At 70.1% G+C, this 15,535-nt stretch carries 14 protein-coding genes and 1 pseudogene; 5 read left to right on the top strand and 10 right to left on the bottom strand.

The genetic code is table 11. The features are described from left to right. Positions 1-103 precede the first annotated feature (103 nt). The gene (locus ACFXMF_RS11505) at positions 104-1,483 is read right to left on the bottom strand and encodes a glutamine synthetase (RefSeq protein WP_379992808.1); all 1,380 of its coding nucleotides are present in this window, start codon (positions 1,481-1,483) and stop codon (positions 104-106) included. Between the two features lie 233 nt (positions 1,484-1,716). Between ACFXMF_RS11505 and ACFXMF_RS11500 the strand changes: the two genes are divergently transcribed. Further along, a complete protein-coding gene (locus tag ACFXMF_RS11500; RefSeq protein WP_360307881.1) occupies positions 1,717-2,706 on the top strand; it encodes a malate dehydrogenase in 990 nt (329 codons plus the stop codon). Between the two features lie 164 nt (positions 2,707-2,870). On the opposite strand, the pseudogene ACFXMF_RS11495 reads toward ACFXMF_RS11500, so the two are convergent. Beyond that, positions 2,871-3,191: pseudogene (locus ACFXMF_RS11495) on the bottom strand (Lrp/AsnC family transcriptional regulator); the annotation flags it as partial. Between the two features lie 216 nt (positions 3,192-3,407). Beyond that, entirely contained in the window at positions 3,408-4,367 is a 960-nt protein-coding gene (locus tag ACFXMF_RS11490; protein ID WP_379992806.1) for an ADP-ribosylglycohydrolase family protein, read from the bottom strand. A gap of 150 nt (positions 4,368-4,517) precedes the next feature. On the opposite strand from ACFXMF_RS11490, the gene ACFXMF_RS11485 reads away from it, so the two are divergent. Next, positions 4,518-5,012: a MarR family transcriptional regulator gene (locus ACFXMF_RS11485; protein ID WP_360307890.1), complete on the top strand. Its 495-nt coding sequence runs from the start codon at positions 4,518-4,520 to the stop codon at positions 5,010-5,012. Between the two features lie 666 nt (positions 5,013-5,678). Here the strand turns inward: ACFXMF_RS11485 and ACFXMF_RS11480 are convergent. Both ACFXMF_RS11480 and ACFXMF_RS11475 read right to left on the bottom strand, forming a co-directional pair. Continuing rightward, positions 5,679-6,956, bottom strand: coding sequence for a cytochrome P450 (locus tag ACFXMF_RS11480; RefSeq protein ID WP_360307893.1), 1,278 nt, complete (start codon positions 6,954-6,956; stop codon positions 5,679-5,681). Then, a complete protein-coding gene (locus tag ACFXMF_RS11475) occupies positions 6,953-7,186 on the bottom strand; it encodes an SCO4848 family membrane protein (protein ID WP_360307896.1) in 234 nt (77 codons plus the stop codon). The genes ACFXMF_RS11480 and ACFXMF_RS11475 overlap by 4 nt, the downstream gene beginning before the upstream one ends. A gap of 107 nt (positions 7,187-7,293) precedes the next feature. On the opposite strand from ACFXMF_RS11475, the gene ACFXMF_RS11470 reads away from it, so the two are divergent. Continuing rightward, on the top strand, positions 7,294-8,502 hold the full coding sequence (locus ACFXMF_RS11470; RefSeq protein ID WP_380020617.1) for a D-alanyl-D-alanine carboxypeptidase family protein: 1,209 nt from the start codon (positions 7,294-7,296) through the stop codon (positions 8,500-8,502). Positions 8,503-8,583: 81 nt separating this feature from the next. Here the strand turns inward: ACFXMF_RS11470 and ACFXMF_RS11465 are convergent, their stop codons facing one another. From ACFXMF_RS11465 to trpS, 3 genes are all read right to left on the bottom strand, one after another. After that, positions 8,584-9,591: a YihY/virulence factor BrkB family protein gene (locus tag ACFXMF_RS11465; RefSeq protein ID WP_360307902.1), complete on the bottom strand. Its 1,008-nt coding sequence runs from the start codon at positions 9,589-9,591 to the stop codon at positions 8,584-8,586. Positions 9,592-9,666: 75 nt separating this feature from the next. Further along, on the bottom strand, positions 9,667-10,209 hold the full coding sequence (locus tag ACFXMF_RS11460; RefSeq protein WP_360307905.1) for a 2'-5' RNA ligase family protein: 543 nt from the start codon (positions 10,207-10,209) through the stop codon (positions 9,667-9,669). A 10-nt stretch (positions 10,210-10,219) separates the two neighbouring features. After that, positions 10,220-11,248: a tryptophan--tRNA ligase gene (trpS, locus tag ACFXMF_RS11455; protein WP_360307908.1), complete on the bottom strand. Its 1,029-nt coding sequence runs from the start codon at positions 11,246-11,248 to the stop codon at positions 10,220-10,222. A gap of 417 nt (positions 11,249-11,665) precedes the next feature. Here trpS and ACFXMF_RS11450 point away from each other — a divergent pair, with 417 nt between their 5' ends. Together ACFXMF_RS11450 and rocD are read left to right on the top strand one after the other, a co-directional pair. Continuing rightward, a complete protein-coding gene (locus ACFXMF_RS11450) occupies positions 11,666-12,490 on the top strand; it encodes an amidinotransferase (RefSeq protein ID WP_360307911.1) in 825 nt (274 codons plus the stop codon). Between the two features lie 161 nt (positions 12,491-12,651). Further along, complete coding sequence (gene rocD / locus ACFXMF_RS11445) at positions 12,652-13,920, top strand: ornithine--oxo-acid transaminase (RefSeq protein ID WP_379989742.1); 1,269 nt, start codon at positions 12,652-12,654, stop codon at positions 13,918-13,920. Positions 13,921-14,136: 216 nt separating this feature from the next. Here rocD and ACFXMF_RS11440 read toward each other — a convergent pair whose 3' ends face one another. Both ACFXMF_RS11440 and ACFXMF_RS11435 read right to left on the bottom strand, forming a co-directional pair. Further along, the gene (locus ACFXMF_RS11440) at positions 14,137-14,322 is read right to left on the bottom strand and encodes a DUF397 domain-containing protein (protein ID WP_360307917.1); all 186 of its coding nucleotides are present in this window, start codon (positions 14,320-14,322) and stop codon (positions 14,137-14,139) included. Further along, complete coding sequence (locus tag ACFXMF_RS11435) at positions 14,322-15,179, bottom strand: helix-turn-helix domain-containing protein (RefSeq protein ID WP_379989741.1); 858 nt, start codon at positions 15,177-15,179, stop codon at positions 14,322-14,324. The genes ACFXMF_RS11440 and ACFXMF_RS11435 overlap by 1 nt, the downstream gene beginning before the upstream one ends. Between the last annotated feature and the right edge of the window lie 356 nt (positions 15,180-15,535).

The raw sequence follows: 15,535 nt of genomic DNA, 5'->3' as shown, positions 1-15,535 counted from the left end.
GCTCTACGATCGGCGGGGGCCCCCCACCCCCCCCGGTGGGGCGGGGCGCGGGCGGGGGGGCGGCCCCCCCCCCCCCCCCCGCGTCACATCCGTACCAGCGGCCTCAGTACAACCGGCGCGCCTCGGCGGCGATCTCGGCCGGGGTCATCTCGGCGGCGCGGGCGATCTCGGCCCGGCGGACCGCGGTGATCGCGTCGAACAGCGTCTCGCCGAGGGCCTCGCGCAGCACCTCGCTCGCCTCCAGGGCGGCCAGCGCGGCGGCCGGCGAATCCGGCAGCCGGGGCACGCCGGCCACGGCCGACGGATCGCCCGGCACCTCCGCCGGCAGCCGCAGGCCGTCCTCGAGGCCGGCCAGCCCGGCCGCGATCACCGTGCCGACCACCAGGTACGGATTGGCGGTCGCGTCGAAGCACTTGAGCTCCGCGTTCGCCGTGTGTTGCCGCTCGCCGGTCATCCCGGTGACCAGCCGCAACGCCGCCTCCCGGTTCTCCAGACCCCAACAGTGGTACACGCCCGCCCACCGGTCCGGCTCCAGCCGCAGGTGACTGGCCGCGCCCGGCGCGCCGACGGCCAGCAGCGCGGGCAACTCGCGCAGGACGCCCGCCAGGAACGCCTCGCCCTCGTGGGTCAGTCCCTGGGGCCCCTCGCCGCCGTGGCACAGGTTCGTCCCGTCCCGCCACGGCGAGAAGTGCAGGTGGGCACCGTTGCCCACCTCGCCGGGCAGCACGCACGGCGCGAAGCTGACGGTGTGCCCGTGCCGGGCGGCGACCGCGCGGATCGTCTCGCGCACCAGGATCGTGGTGTCCGCCGCGCCGACCGGATCCTCCGGCGCCACGGACACCTCCAACTGGCCCGCCGCGTATTCGGGGTGCACCTGCAACACACTCACGTGCTGGGCGGCCAGCGCGCGGACCAGCTCGCGCAGTTGGCCGGACACCCGGACCACCCGGGTCATCCCGTACGCGGCCTTGTGGAAGGCGGGCAGGAAGCGGCCGGCCGGGTCCTCGGTGCCGGTGATCCACTCCACCTCGAAGCCCATCCGCAGCGACAACCCGCGCAGCCCGGCGCGGGCGGTCATCCGCCGGGCGAAGGTGCGCTGGCAGCCCGCGTACGCCACGCCGTCCTGGGTGTAGCGGTCGCCGGGCGCCCAGGCCCAGCCCGGTTGCGCGGCCAGCGGACGCAGCGCCGCCAGGTCGGGGATCAGCCGCAGATCGCCGGTCGGCCCGCCGACCAGCGTGCCCGCGGTGATCGAGTCGTCGGCCAGGAACACGTCGAACACGGGGGAGAAGCCCACGCCGTGCGTGGCGGCCGCGTCCAGGCGCCCGTACGGGATCGTCTTGACCCGGGTGATGCCGGCGTTGTCCACCCAGCCGAGGGCGATCACGTCGATCGCCTGGGGCGCGGCGGCATCGGCCGACACCGACGCGCCCAGCGGGTCGAGGGTGGGCCGGTGGGTCGACTCGGTCGGGACCGACGCGAACATGTAGTCACCCTCCGGGGTCAATCGACTTCGACAAGTGACGAACCTACCGGTCGGTTCCGCCGAAACGAAAACCCGGCGGACGGAAACCGGTTCGGGGCGAACCTCACACCGGTGGTTGGCCGAGCGGCCCCGGGGGCGGGAGTAATGTGGCGGCGAAAAGTATCTCGATGCCGAGCTACCGGCACACTGCCATCGGCGTCGGATCCCGCCGCAGCAGAGGAGACCCGCGCGCAATGTCCCGTACCCCCGTCAACGTCACCGTCACGGGCGCGGCCGGTCAGATCGGCTACGCGCTGCTGTTCCGCATCGCCTCCGGTCACCTGCTCGGCCCCGACACCCCCGTGCGCCTGCGCCTTCTGGAGATTCCGCAGGCGGTCAAGGCCGCCGAGGGCACCGCGATGGAGCTCGACGACTGCGCGTTCCCGCTGCTCGACGGGATCGACATCTTCGACAACCCGACCGACGGCTTCGCGGGTGCGAACGTGGCCCTGCTGGTCGGCGCCCGTCCGCGTACCAAGGGCATGGAGCGAGGCGACCTGCTGGCCGCCAACGGTGGCATCTTCAAGCCGCAGGGCGAGGCGATCAACGCCGGCGCCGCGGACGACATCAAGGTGCTCGTGGTCGGCAACCCGGCCAACACCAACGCGCTGATCGCGCAGCAGCACGCGCCGGACGTACCGGCCGAGCGCTTCACCGCGATGACCCGCCTGGACCACAACCGCGCGCTGACCCAGCTCGCGAAGAAGACCGGCGTCGCGGTCACCGAGATCGCCAAGCTGACCATCTGGGGCAACCACTCGGCCACCCAGTACCCGGACATCTTCCACGCGCAGATCGCCGGCAAGAACGCCGCCGAGGTGGTCGACGACCAGACCTGGCTCGCGGACACCTTCATCCCGACCGTCGCCAAGCGCGGCGCGGCGATCATCGAGGCGCGCGGCGCGTCCTCGGCGGCGTCCGCGGCCAACGCGGCGATCGACCACGTGCACACCTGGGTCAACGGCACCGCCGACGGCGACTGGACCTCGATGGGTGTCGTCTCGGACGGCTCCTACGGTGTGCCCGAGGGCCTCATCTCGTCCTTCCCGGTCGTCTGCAAGGACGGCACGTGGGAGATCGTCCAGGGCCTGGACGTCAACGAGTTCTCCCGCGGCCGGATCGACGCGTCGGTGCGGGAGCTGGCCGAGGAGCGTGACGCGGTGCGCGAGCTGGGCCTGATCTGATCCCGAGCCGGGCGCCGTCGATCGGCGCCCGGTGCCGATCGGTCGGTGCCGACCGGGGGCGGGCCGAACGGCCCGCCCCCGGCGTGTTCCAGGAGCCTGCTCGGCACGATGGTGGTGCGGGTGCCGAGCACCAGGGGTTCGTCCCGGAGCCGGTCCAACACTTCCTCCAGGTGCCGTACGTCGGTCGCGGATATCCGCAGCACCGCGTCCGTGTCGCCGGCCACGCTGTCCGCGCCGATCACCTCGGGATGCCCGCGCAGGCAGGCGAGCAGCCGGCCGGGAGAGGTGCGCGGCGCGCAGGTGATCCGCACGAGTGCCTCGGTGGTCCAGCCCAGTGCGTGCGGATCCACCCGCGCGTGGAAGCCCCGGATCACCCCCGCCGCCCGCAGCCGGTCCACCCGGCGCTTGACCGCGGGGGCGGACAAGCCGATCTCGGCCCCGATCCCGGCGAAGCTCGCCCGGGCGTCGAGGACGAGGTGAGCCACGATTTGTTTGTCCAGGCCGTCCAGTCGCACGCCCCCATCGTGGCCCGCGGGCGCGGGGTTACGGGCGGGTTTGCTCGTGCTGCCTGATTCGACCGGATCATCCGACCCCTCGCCGCGATCGACACCCTCGACCGGGTCGGCATCGCCACCCGCGCCCGGACGGGTCGGCACCCGACGCCCGGACCCGGTCCGCCGACGGGGTCGGCGGACCCGCCGTTACGTCGGTCGGCCCGGTGCGAGGCCGCCCGTGTGGACCCAGTTCGGAAGGGGTTCGCGGGCGGCGAGCCAGGAGGCGGGGATGTCGGTCGGGTCGGTGCGGGCGGCCACCACGCCGGCCGTGATCGCGCAGGTGGTGTCGACGTCGCCCAGACCGCGGGCGGTTTCCCACAGCGCGTCGTGGAGGCTGTCCGGGTGGTGGGCCGCGGTCCACAGGGCGAACGGGACCGTGTCGGGGGCGCTGATCCGCGACCCGTTGCCCAGCACGCTCACCGCGTGCCGGACCGAGCTGCCGGGGGGCAGCCGGGAGGCGGTGCGCAGGCCGGCGGCCACGTCGCTTTCCGGGGTGTGCCCGGCCACCTCGGTCAGGAACTCGACCGGATCCGGGGCCGGTTCGTCCCGCCCCCGGGTCGCCAGGGCCGCCGCGACGGCCACCGCGACCGCGCCCGCGATCGCCTCCGGGTGGGCGTGCGTGGTCGCGGCGGAGCGCTCGGCCTCGGTCACGACGTGGGTGAGGTCCCGGTCCGCGTGCCAGGCGCCCAGCGGCGCGACCCGCATCGCGGCGCCGTTGCCCCACGAACCCTGGCCCCCGAATTGGCGGTGCGTCACCTCGCGCCACGACTCGCCCTCGTGGATCGCGCGCAGCACGCCATGCATCGACGGGCCGTAGCCGCGATGCGGGTCGGCCGTGTAGGACGCGGCGAAGTGGGTGGCCAGCGCGTCCTGGTCCACGTCGTCGCACAGGTGCAGGATGCGCAGTACGGACAGCGCCATCGCGGTGTCGTCGGTCCAGTGCCAGAACCCGGCTTCCGGTGCGATCCGGCGGGTCTGCCGCTCGGTGAGTTCGGCGCCTCGGTAGGCGAACCACTGTTCGCCGAAGGCGTCGCCGAGGGCGAGTCCATGCAGGGCACGGGCGGCGTTCGCGACGCGTCGGGTACGGTCCGGGTGGCTGGGGTTCATGCGCTTCACCCTGCCGGCGCCGGCTCGATCGGGTCCACGGCTTTCCCGGGCGCCCGAAGTCGGTCGCATCCGAAGGAAAGTGTCGGATATTGCTCAGTCTTATCTCGATATCAAGAGGCTCGGCATCGAACGACTCGCTAGAATGATCCCATGAAAGACGAGGTCGACCGGCTTGTCGCGGCATGGAAGCGGGAGCGCCCGGACCTCGACGTCGAACCCCTCGAAGTACTGAGCCGGGTCACCCGACTGGCGAGGCATCTGGACCGGGCCCGGCGTACCGCGTTCTCCGCGCGCCACCTCGAACCGTGGGAGTTCGACGTGCTCTCCGCGCTGCGCCGGGACGGCGCGCCGTACCAGCTCTCGCCCGGCCAACTGCTCACCCAGACCCTGGTGACCTCCGGGACGATGACCAATCGCATCGACCGCCTCGCCGCCAAGGGTCTGGTGTTGCGGCTGCCGGACCCGGACGACCGGCGCGGTGTGCTGGTCCGGCTGACCGAGGACGGTCGCGACCGGGTCGACGCGGCGATGGCCGAGCTGCTCGGCCAGGAGCGGGCCATCCTGGCCGGTCTGACGGTCGATCAGCAGGCGGCGCTCGCCGGGCTTTTGCGTTCGCTTGTCGCGCCGTTCGACAATCACGCCTGAAACAAACCTCTTTGACCATTTCATGGCCATGATTCACTCTTGGTGATCAAATGTGTCAAGCACCCGTTGTGTGTCGGGAACGGCTGCCTGTAGACAAGTCCCTGTTGGGAGCGCAACCGCAAGGGTTCGCCTCGGGGAACAGGAGCAAGGCATGACATGCATCAATCGGCCGGTCGGCGGCCCGCGTCGGGAGCGACGCGCCGCGAGTGACCGGACCGGCCGACCCACTTTTGCCGAACTCGTCGCACTGACCGGACACGACTAGCCCCGGCCTCTCGGAGGTGGGGGAACGGCCCCGCTCACGATCCGCGAAGGCGTCTTGGGGAAGTAACGCCGGAGCGGTCGGAAGGCGGCGACCGAGGAATGACACGTGGGGGCGCGGGGGTGGCCGGCCCGGGGGGAATTGTGGGGGGACTCGGGGGAGGGGCCGGGAAAAGTGGGGGAACGGGACGAGCACCGGGGTAAAGCGGGGCGGGGAAGCACGGGGCGGGGAACGCGCGCAGGGGGCGATGAAACGAGGGGGTCGGGGGGCGACCCGGGGAGAAAGTCGGCGGGGGTGCACACGGCGGCGGGCCGGTGGATGACGATCCACCGGCCCGCCGCCGTGTCCGCGTGCCCGGCTTCGGACACCGACCCGGCCGCTCGGATCCCGGCCGGTGGATCGGCTCAGTTCGCCGGCGATCCCGTGTCCGCGGGGCCCGCCTCCGGGGTGAAGGTCACCGGCAGCCGCTGCAGGCCCCGCATGATCAGCCCACCGCGCCACCGCAGTTCGTCCTCGGGCTGGGCGAGCCGTACGTCCGGCAGCCGACTCAGCAGTGTGCCGATCGCGATCTGGCCCTCCAACCGGGCCAGCGGTGCGCCGATGCAGTAGTGGATGCCGTGTCCGAACGCGAGGTGCTGGTTGTCCGCGCGGGCCGGATCCAGCAGATCGGGCTCGGCGAACCGGCGCGGGTCCCGGTCGGCCGCCGCGAGCACGACGAGTACCGGCTCGCCCGCCGCGATTTCCTGATCGCCGATGGTCAGCGAGCGGGTGGCGTAGCGCCACGTCGCCAGCTCCACGGGTCCGTCGTAGCGCAGCAGTTCCTCGATCGCGGACGGGAGGGAGGTCGGATGCGATCGGATTTCGCGAAGCTTCTCCGGGTTCGAGAAGAGTGCGTGCATTCCATTGCCGATGAGGTTGATCGTGGTTTCGAAACCCGCGAACAGAAGCACGAAGCACATGGCGGCGACTTCCGCTTCGGTCAAGTGGTCGTCATGGTCGCTCGCCCGGATCAGATCGGAGATCAGGTCGGTGCTCGGCGCAGCCCGCTTGCGATGGATCAACTCGGCCAGGTAGCCCCGGATCTTCTTGACCGACCGGGCGACGCCGCCACGCGGGCCGCCCCCGTGCCGCACCATCATCCCGGCCCAGGTCCGGAAGTCCGCCTGGTCCTCCTCGGGCACCCCGAGCAGATCGCAGATCGTGTGGATCGGCAGCGGAAACGCGAAGTCGTGGATCAGGTCGGCCTCGCCGTTGCGTGCGAAGTCGTCGAGGAGGGAGTCGGTCAATTCCTGGATACGGGGCCGGAACTCCTCGATCCGTCGGGGCGTGAAAGCCTTCGCGACCAGCCGGCGCAATCGGGTGTGGTCCGGCGGGTCGAGGTTGAGCAGGTGCGCGCCCACGCCCGAACGTTCGCCGGGGATGCCGACCTTGCCCTGCTTCCACGCCGCCTCGGACCAGCGTGGGTCCTTGCTCAGCCGCTGGTCGGCGAGTGCCTGCTTGGCGTCCGCGTACCGGGTGACCAGCCACGCCTCGACTCCGCTGGGCAGCGTCGTCCAGTGCACGGGCCGGTGCTCGCGCAAGTGTGCGTAGGCCGGGTACGGGTCGGCGACGAACTCGCGCGAGAACAACTCGGGTCCGGCCGGCACCGCGTGCGCCGGGCACCGGGCGGGGTCGTCGGTCACGACTGCGGGGTCCGCGTCGCGCGCAGGCCCTTGACACCGAGCCAGCCGATCGCGTTGCCCGCCACGAACGAGACGATCGTCAGGGCCAGATGGATCAGGAAGAACGTGGTCGCGCCGTCGTTCCAGGACCGGTCGTCGGCCCAGATGTTCTTGAGGAAGTTCGGCCACAGGATCCAGCTCCAGACGCCGAACAACACCAGACAGGTGGAAATACCTCGGCCGATCCTCAACGTGAAGCACCTGTTCCTCGGTCGAAACCCCAGCAAATTTGTCCCGGTTCAGTATGCGGCGGCGCGGTCGACCAACCGCAGCCGGGGGCCGCCAGTACGCTCATCACATGTCTGATTGGTTCCGGGCTTCTCGCAAGCCGGCCGTGTTCTGTGCTGCCGCGCTCGTTTTCGCGTTCGTTCCTGCTCCGGCCGCAGTGGCCGCAGGTTCCACGCCGGAGCCCCAACCACCGACGCCGATGTCCGACATCGGCGGACCGCGCCTGGCCCAGGCCGGTGTACAGAGCGACCTGCCGCCCGGCACACCGCCGTTGCCCGCCGTCGAGGGCTGGTCCTGGGTGGTCGCGGACGCGGACACCGGCAAGATCCTGGCGGCGAAGAACCCGCACTGGAAACTGCCGCCGGCCAGCACGCTCAAGATGTTGTTCGCCGACACGGTGCTGCCGAAGATCGACCGCAACACCACCCGTCTGGTGGCGCCCGCCGATCTGCAGAACCTGGGCGAGGGCAGCAGCCTGGTCGGGATAAAGGAGAACGAGACCTACAAGGTCGAGGACCTGTGGCGGGGTGTGTTCCTGCGCTCGGGCAACGACGCGGTGCATGTGCTGTGCGCGATGAACGGCGGCGTGCCCGCGACGGTGCAGCAGATGAACGAGCGGGCCAAGCAGCTCCAGGCGGGCGACACGAATGTGGTCTCGCCGGACGGCTACGACGCGCCGGGTCAGGTCTCCAGCGCGTACGACCTCGCACTGTTCGCCCGTGAGGGACTCAAGAACAACGACTTCCGGTCCTACGCGAGCACGAAGGTCGCCGACTTCCCGGGTGTGGCGGGGGCCAAGTTCCAGATCCAGAACACCAATACGATGCTCGGCCAGTATCCGGGGATGATCGGCGTCAAGAACGGCTACACCACCAACGCCGGCAACACCTTCGTCGGCGGTGCGCAACGCGGCGGCCACACGCTGCTGGTGAGCCTGATGCACGTCGAGGGCAAGGGCAAGACCTACGAGGACACCGGGAAGTTGCTCGACTGGGGCTTCGCCGCGCTGGCCCAGGCGAAGCCGGTCGGTGCGTTGGTCGAGCCGCTCGCGGTGCCGGGCGGCGATAAGAAGGACAAGAGTTCGAAGTCGGCCCAGGCCGGGTCGGGCGACGCGAAAACCGCTCACGCGGCGTCTTCCTCGAAGGACAAGGGCTTCAACTGGGGGCTGTGGGCGGGGCTGGGGGTGCCGGCGGCGCTCGTGTTGGGCGGCGGTGTGTTGTTCGCCCTTCGGCGGCGCGAGGGGAATACCGGGGTTCGGTTCGAGGACATGCAGCCTTAGCGGTTGCCCGGGTCGAGGTGGCCTCGAACGCCGGCCGGGTCGCATCGGCTGTGGACGCCGGTCGGCCGAAGTGGGCCGGGTTTACCGGGGGTTTCGGGTGAAGCGCTCCAGGAGGATGCCCAGGGCGGCGGTGCCGGCGATCGCCAGGCCGTAGGTGCGGGCCGGGTGGGCGGTCTTCGCGGTGTAGCGGGACAGGTCCAACACGGGTTCCGCCGCCGCCTTTTCCGCCGCGGCTTCGGCGTTCTCCGCGATATCCGCGGCCTCCTGGGCGTTGGCCGTCCAGGCCGCGCAGAACAGCAGCAGGCGGGTCACGAAGTAGATCCACAGGAGCAGTGCGACCGGCACCCCGAAGGCGCCGTACGCGCTCTTCCCCGCGACCCCCGCGATGTACGAGGACACCAGCAGCTTCAACAACTCGAAGCCGACCGCGCCGATCAGCGCGCCCTGGATCGCGACCGACCGGTGCATGGTCAGCCGGGGCATCCCGACCAGCAGGTAGAGGAACAACACCACGCTCGCGCCGACCGCGACCGCGAACGCGGCGATCTGGAGCAGGATCCGGCCGACCGGCTGGTGTTCGAGTCCGATCGAGTCGGAGATCTCCCGGATCACGACGGTCGCGAACGTGGACGCGCCCACCGACAGCGCGAGCGCCAGCCCCAGGCCGATCAACACGCCCACGTCGGCGAACTTGCGCACGAACACGTTGCCGGGTTCCTCGTCCACGTCCCACAACGCTCGGATGGAGGAGCGGGTCGCGTCGACCCATCCGGTCCCGGACACGAGCAGCAGCGCGCCGCCGATCACCCCGACCGCGCCGGCGTTGCGCACCAGCGCGTCCAGGTCGAGCTTGTCCGCGATGCCGGGGATCTGCTCGGAGATCTTGTTCTGCATGCGTCGGACCTGGGACGCGTCCAGCGCCGCGGCCACCACCGCCGCGGCGAGGGTGATCAGCGGGAACAGCGACAGGAAGCCGTAGTAGGTCACCGCTGCGGCAAGCCGATTGCCCTGTCGGTCGCCGTAGCGTGAATACGCCCGCCAGGTGGGGCCGATGATCGGGATCCGCGCCAATCGTTCCTTGATCGCCACGGATGACGGCTGCCCCTTCGATGCCCGACCCACACCCGACTCCGCTCTGTGACGTCCCGAGTGGCCACGGCGGCGTCACACGGGCAAGGGACCTGGCAACGACTGGCCGAACGCGAAGTCACGTTGCGGACGCCACACCCCGTCGGCGCCGTGCTCGTAGAGGCTGAAGCCCCAGATCGGGAAGACCGCGTCGTAGTCCACGAGTTCGGCGAACGCGAGGTCGAGCATATGGTCCGGCAGGTGGTGCGCGACGGTCACATGCGGGTGGTACGGGAAGTGCAACTCGCGCTCCAACGGCCCCGAACGCACCGCGGCCTCGATCCGCTCACACTCCGGGATGCCACGCGCGACCTGGACGAACACCACCGGCGAGGTCGGCCGGAAGGTGCCGGTGCTGCGCAGGTGTATGTCGAACGGGGCCTCGTCGGCGGCGACCGCGCGTAGATGTTCCTCGACGTCGGCCATCGCCTCGTCGGCCACCTCGGTGGGCGGCAGGAGGGTCACGTGGGTCGGGATGGCGTTCGCGAGCGGATCCCCGAACCCGGCGCGGCGAGCCTGCAGCTCGCTGCCGTAGGGCTCGGGAATCGCGATCGACACCCCGATGGTGCGCTTCGCCATGTGCTGCGCCTCAGGCTCCCGTCCGGCCGGTCACCGGGGGCAGGAAGCCGACACGGTCGTAGGTCTTGGCCAGCGTCTCGGACGCCACCGCGCGAGCCTTCTCCGCACCTCGGGCGAGCACCTTGTCCAGCTCGCTCGGGTCGTCCAGGTAGGTGCGTACGCGCTCCTGGAAGGGCTCCACGAATTCGACGAGCACCTCGGCCACCTCCTTCTTCAGGTCGCCGTAGCCCCTGCCCGCGAATCGCTCCTCCAACGCGGCGATCGAGGTGCCGGACAGCGCCGAGTGGATGGTGAGCAGGTTGGACACGCCCGGCTTCTCGGTCTCGTCGAAGCGCACCTCGGTGCCGGTGTCGGTGACCGCGCTGCGGATCTTCTTCGCGCTGACCTTGGGGTCGTCGAGCAGGTTGACGATGCCCTTGGGGGCCGAGGCCGACTTGCTCATCTTGATCGTCGGGTCCTGGAGGTCGACGATCTTGGCCGTCTCCTTGACGATGAACGGCTTGGGGATGACGTAGGTCTCGCCGTAGGTCGAGTTGAAGCGCTGCGCGACGTCGCGGGTCAGCTCCAGGTGCTGGCGCTGGTCCTCGCCGACCGGGACCGCGTCCGCCTGGTAGAGCAGGATGTCCGCGACCTGGAGCACCGGGTAGGTGAACAGGCCGACCGTGGTGCGGTCGCTGCCCTGCTTCGCGGACTTGTCCTTGAACTGGGTCATCCGCGCGGCCTCGCCGAAGCCGGTCACGCAGTTCATGATCCAGGCGAGCTGCGCGTGCTCGGGCACGTGGCTCTGGACGAACAGCGTGCAGCGCTCGGGGTCGAGGCCGACCGCGAGCAGTTGCGCGGCGGAGATCCGGGTGCGCTCGCGCAATTCCTTCGGGTCCTGGGGAACCGTGATCGCGTGCAGGTCGACCACACAGTAGAAGGCATCGTGGCTGTCCTGGAGCGGCACCCACTGACGGATCGCACCCAGGTAGTTGCCCAGGTGGAATGAATCCGCAGTGGGCTGGATTCCGGACAGAACACGGGGACGCGTCGATGCCATGACGCCATTCTCTCAGGCGCGTGAGGCGGATCCGGTCAGGGGAGCCGCACGACGTCCGCGCCGGGCGCACAACAAAGCGGGTGAGCGCCCCGGGGAACACGCAACGATCGTGCGGTGGTGCACAACGCAGGTGGCTTTACCGCTCCTTCCGGCGCAACCTAGGCTGTGGACGGCCGATACACAGGGTCGTCGACCGCACATCCACGGTGACGATCGCCTCCGGCCCCGGCCTGCCGCCATGCACGGCTACACCAACGGCACGGCACGTCGACGTGGGTCGCGGAAATCCCGTGTACCCGTGCGCTGCCGCCGTCCGCGAGAAGGGGATATCGCGTGCGCCTCACCTCGTGCTGCGGTCGATCGGGTCGCTCCGTGCTGCGGGCGGAGCGCGTATCGCCCGGAGCCGAGCGAGCGCGGATGCCTCGACAGCGGCGCCGCGGGTTCGTCGCGCCGCGGGCGGCCGAGCTGCGGCACTACGTGATGTGCCCGCCGGTGTTCTTGGATCCGGCGGTGGCCGGGTCCGCGGCGCGGACCACCGCCGCGATGGGGCAGTGGGAGCGGTTGCGCGGGACGCTGATCGCGCTGGGGCATCGGGTGAGCCTGGTGCCGGGCCGGCCGGGGCTGCCCGGCATGGTGTTCGCCGCGCGGGCCGCGACCGTGGTCGGCGGGCGGGTGTTGGGGGCGCGGCCCCGTGCGGCGGATCGCTCCGCCGAGACGCCGGTCTACCTGGAGTGGTTCGATCGGCACGGCTTCCGGGCGGGTCTGGAACCGGTGTTCGCGCACGAGGGCGAGAGCGATCTGATCCCGGCCGGACCGCGACTGTTGGCCGCGGCGGGACCGTCGACGGAGCCGGCCGCGCATGCCGAGGCGGAGGCGTTCTTCGGCCTGCCGGTGCTTGCGCTCGAACTCGCCGACCCGCGCTTCGAGCGGCTCGGGTCGGCGCTGACCGTGCTGGGCGAGCACACCGTGGCCTTCTACCCGGGGGCGTTCACACCTCGGGCGCAGCGTCGCTTGGCCCGGGTGTTCCCGGAGCGGATCGAGGTCGACGAGGCGGACGCGCTCGCGCTCGGCCTGGACGCCGTCTCCGACGGGCGCAGCGTGTTATTGGGTGACACGACACCGGCGCTCGCGGCCCGGCTCGCGGGCCGGGGTTTTCGTACGATCGAGCTTGATATGTCGGCATTCGCGGCCCACGGTGCGGGCGTGCGCAGTTGCGTACTGGAACTGCGCGCCGGTCGTTGATCGCACGCCTTCGCGGGGTATCCCGTCCGTGCGCACTCGGGTGAGTTCATCCTTCTTGCCGCTGTTGTGCGTTTTCCTGGTTTTCGTACCTTCATTTGCCCTCGTACCACGGATCCCTCCCACCACATCCCGAGCGATCTCCACCGTTGCGAAAGGACGTCATGAGCACGCAGCACTCGCCCGTCCCCTCCTCCGAGCACCAGTCCGGGATCGGCCGTCAGGCCGGCCCGGGAGTCGAGAGCACCCGACTGATCGAACAGGCCGAGGAGTTCAGCGCGCACAACTACCACCCGCTGCGGATCGTGGTGGCCCAGGCGCACGGCGCCTGGATGACCGATGTCGAGGGTCGCCGCTATCTGGACATGCTGGCCGGGTACTCCGCGCTCAACTTCGGGCACGGCAACGCGCGCCTGATCGACGCGGCCAAGCGGCAACTGGATCGGGTCACGCTGACCAGCCGGGCGTTCCACAACGACCGGTTCGCACCGTTCTGCGAGCAGCTCGCGGAGCTGGCCGGCATGGAGATGGTGCTGGTGATGAACACCGGCGCGGAGGCGGTGGAGACCGCGGTCAAGACCGCGCGCAAGTGGGGCTACGAGGTCAAGGGTGTGCCGGACGGGCAGGCCAGGATCGTGGTCGCGGCCGGCAACTTCCACGGCCGCACCACCACCATCGTGAGCTTCTCCACGGACGAGGAGGCGCGCCGGCACTTCGGCCCGTACACCCCGGGCTTCGACGTGGTGCCCTACGGCGACGCGGCGGCGCTGCGGGCGGCGATCACCGACGACACGGTGGCGGTGCTGATCGAGCCGATCCAGGGCGAGGCCGGCGTGCTGGTCCCGCCGCCGGGCTATCTGGCCGAGGTGCGTCGGGTCACCGCGGAGCGCGGGGTGTTGTTCATCGCCGACGAGATCCAGTCCGGGCTCGGGCGCACCGGTCGCACCTTCGCGTGCGAGCACGAGGGTGTGGTGCCGGACATGTACATCCTGGGCAAGGCGCTCGGCGGCGGCATCCTGCCGATCTCGGCCGTGGTGTCCTCGCGCGCGGTGCTCGGCGTCTTCGCACCGGGCGAGCACGGCTCGACGTTCGGCGGGAATCCGCTGGCCTGCGCGGTGGGCCTGGAGGTGCTGGAGATCCTGCGCTCCGGCGAGTTCCAGCAGCGCTCCGCCGACCTCGGCGACCACCTCCACCGCGAACTCGCCGCCCTGGTGGGCCACTCGGTGGTCACCGTGCGCGGTCGCGGCCTGTGGGCGGGCGTCGACATCGATCCGGCCCACGGCACCGCGCGCGAGGTCTCCCAGGCCCTGATGGACCGAGGCGTCCTGGTCAAGGACACCCACGGCCAGACCATCCGCATCGCCCCACCCCTGGTCATCTCCAAGGACGACCTGGAGTGGTCATTGGACCAACTGCGAGCGGTGTTGGGCTGACACACTCGCGCCTACGCGAAGACGGCCCCGGCGCCGAAGGCTCCGAGGCCGTCGGCGGGTGACCCCGCGCGCGGCGGAACGGGCCCACATCGTCGGGGTAGCCAGTGGTAGCGCCGGAGATACCATCGGTGGCGACAGTATCTCCGGCGGTACTCTCCCGGCCGAAGGAGCCGCCGGACGTCGTTCGCCGGCGAGGGCGGCATCACACCGGGCGCGTCAGCCGCGAAGCGCGTGCGCGAAGGCCTTCCACGCTGCCGACGTGATGGTCAGGTGTCCGACGCTCGGGTCCTTCGAGTCGCGGACCGGGACGAAGCCCGGGAGATCATCGCGGACCTCGACACAGTCTCCTTGAGCCCCACTGTGCGTGCTCTTGCGCCAGGCATCGCGCGGATGGCTACTCATTACTTCAGGTCCTTAGCGATCGTGTGCATCAAATCACGCGAGGGTTCGACGTCCGCTGCCGCAGCACGTAGGAGGTCGAAGGTGCTCGAGTATGTCTTCAGATCGTCATCCCGTTCGATAAAGAGATTACTGGTCTGCTCTTCGACATACACGACGTCGAGATCGCCGGGAATCGGGAACTCCAGAATCACGAATGATCCGAGCAGGCCCGCATGCGCCCCGGACGCGAACGGCAGCACCTGCAGGGTGATGTTCGGCTGCTCGGACACGGCGAGCAAGTGCTGTAGTTGTCGCCTCATGGTGGCCGGTCCTCCGATGACGCGCCGCAACGCCGACTCGTCGACGATCGCCCAGAGTTCCAGAGGAGTCGAGCGCGACAGCGTCGCGGCCTGACGGGCCAGGCGAACGTCCACCAAGGCGTCGACCTGGGACGGAGTGCTGACCGGCGAGAGGCTGCGCGTGACGGTGCGGGCATAGTCGGGTGTCTGGAGCAGGCCGGGGACAAGCGTCACCTGATGGCTCCGAGCCGACGTCGCTTCGGCCTCGAACGCCAGGTAATCCGCGTAACGCCTCGAAACGACGTCGCTGTACGGCGCCCACCACACGCGAAGTCTGCTGTGCCGGGCGAGTTCCGTCAGAGCCTCTTTGGTTGCGACATCCACGACTCCGTAGATGTCGAGCACCCGAGCGAGATCATGAGGCTTGAGTCCGGTGCGCCCGTACTCGATGCGGCTCATCTTCGTCGGATGCCAGCCCATCCGGTCGGACGCTTCTTCGGCCGTAAGTTCTGCTGCGCATCGGAGTTTGCGCAACTCCAAGCCCAGCATGCGCCGCCGCACGGTCGGGATCGCCGCCATGGTTCGCCTCCTTCTTTGCATACCGATGCGCGCCAAGTCTGGATGCCCACGAGCCTGTCAACACGCGAATCAATAAGTGCATGTCGAGATCTGAAGAGTGTGTTGCACTTTCGCCAGGATAGGAGCAGGCTACAGATAGCGACATGAATCGCACGGATGGTGAGATTTGTTGCTCTGTGGAGACAGTTTGGCCTTCGGCCGCTCTGCGCCGACTCGAATCGCGCGGCGGTTCGAGACCCGCCAGTGCGAGAGCCCTCGGAGCGCACCCGGGCGGTCGTCGGATGTGAAGGAGGAACGCGCCACCTGGAGGGGCCGAATTCCGCACGACCACAAGGCGGTTGGCTTGCAAGCCGCCG

This window comes from Embleya sp. NPDC059213, assembly GCF_042754445.1.
Classification (GTDB): Bacteria; Actinomycetota; Actinomycetes; order Streptomycetales; family Streptomycetaceae; genus Embleya.
This window is presented reverse-complemented; position numbering and strand designations above follow the sequence as displayed.

Bases quoted from the DNA above. Each gene is read 5' to 3' on its own strand.
- ACFXMF_RS11490 (WP_379992806.1), bottom strand. From the start codon at position 4,367: ATGAACCCCAGCCACCCGGACCGTACCCGACGCGTCGCGAACGCCGCC.
- rocD (WP_379989742.1), top strand. From the start codon at position 12,652: ATGAGCACGCAGCACTCGCCCGTCCCCTCCTCCGAGCACCAGTCCGGG.
- ACFXMF_RS11460 (WP_360307905.1), bottom strand. From the start codon at position 10,209: ATGGCGAAGCGCACCATCGGGGTGTCGATCGCGATTCCCGAGCCCTAC.
- ACFXMF_RS11440 (WP_360307917.1), bottom strand. From the start codon at position 14,322: ATGAGTAGCCATCCGCGCGATGCCTGGCGCAAGAGCACGCACAGTGGG.
- ACFXMF_RS11505 (WP_379992808.1), bottom strand. From the start codon at position 1,483: ATGTTCGCGTCGGTCCCGACCGAGTCGACCCACCGGCCCACCCTCGAC.
- ACFXMF_RS11485 (WP_360307890.1), top strand. From the start codon at position 4,518: ATGAAAGACGAGGTCGACCGGCTTGTCGCGGCATGGAAGCGGGAGCGC.
- ACFXMF_RS11500 (WP_360307881.1), top strand. From the start codon at position 1,717: ATGTCCCGTACCCCCGTCAACGTCACCGTCACGGGCGCGGCCGGTCAG.
- ACFXMF_RS11450 (WP_360307911.1), top strand. From the start codon at position 11,666: ATGCCTCGACAGCGGCGCCGCGGGTTCGTCGCGCCGCGGGCGGCCGAG.
- trpS (WP_360307908.1), bottom strand. From the start codon at position 11,248: ATGGCATCGACGCGTCCCCGTGTTCTGTCCGGAATCCAGCCCACTGCG.
- ACFXMF_RS11435 (WP_379989741.1), bottom strand. From the start codon at position 15,179: ATGGCGGCGATCCCGACCGTGCGGCGGCGCATGCTGGGCTTGGAGTTG.
- ACFXMF_RS11470 (WP_380020617.1), top strand. From the start codon at position 7,294: ATGTCTGATTGGTTCCGGGCTTCTCGCAAGCCGGCCGTGTTCTGTGCT.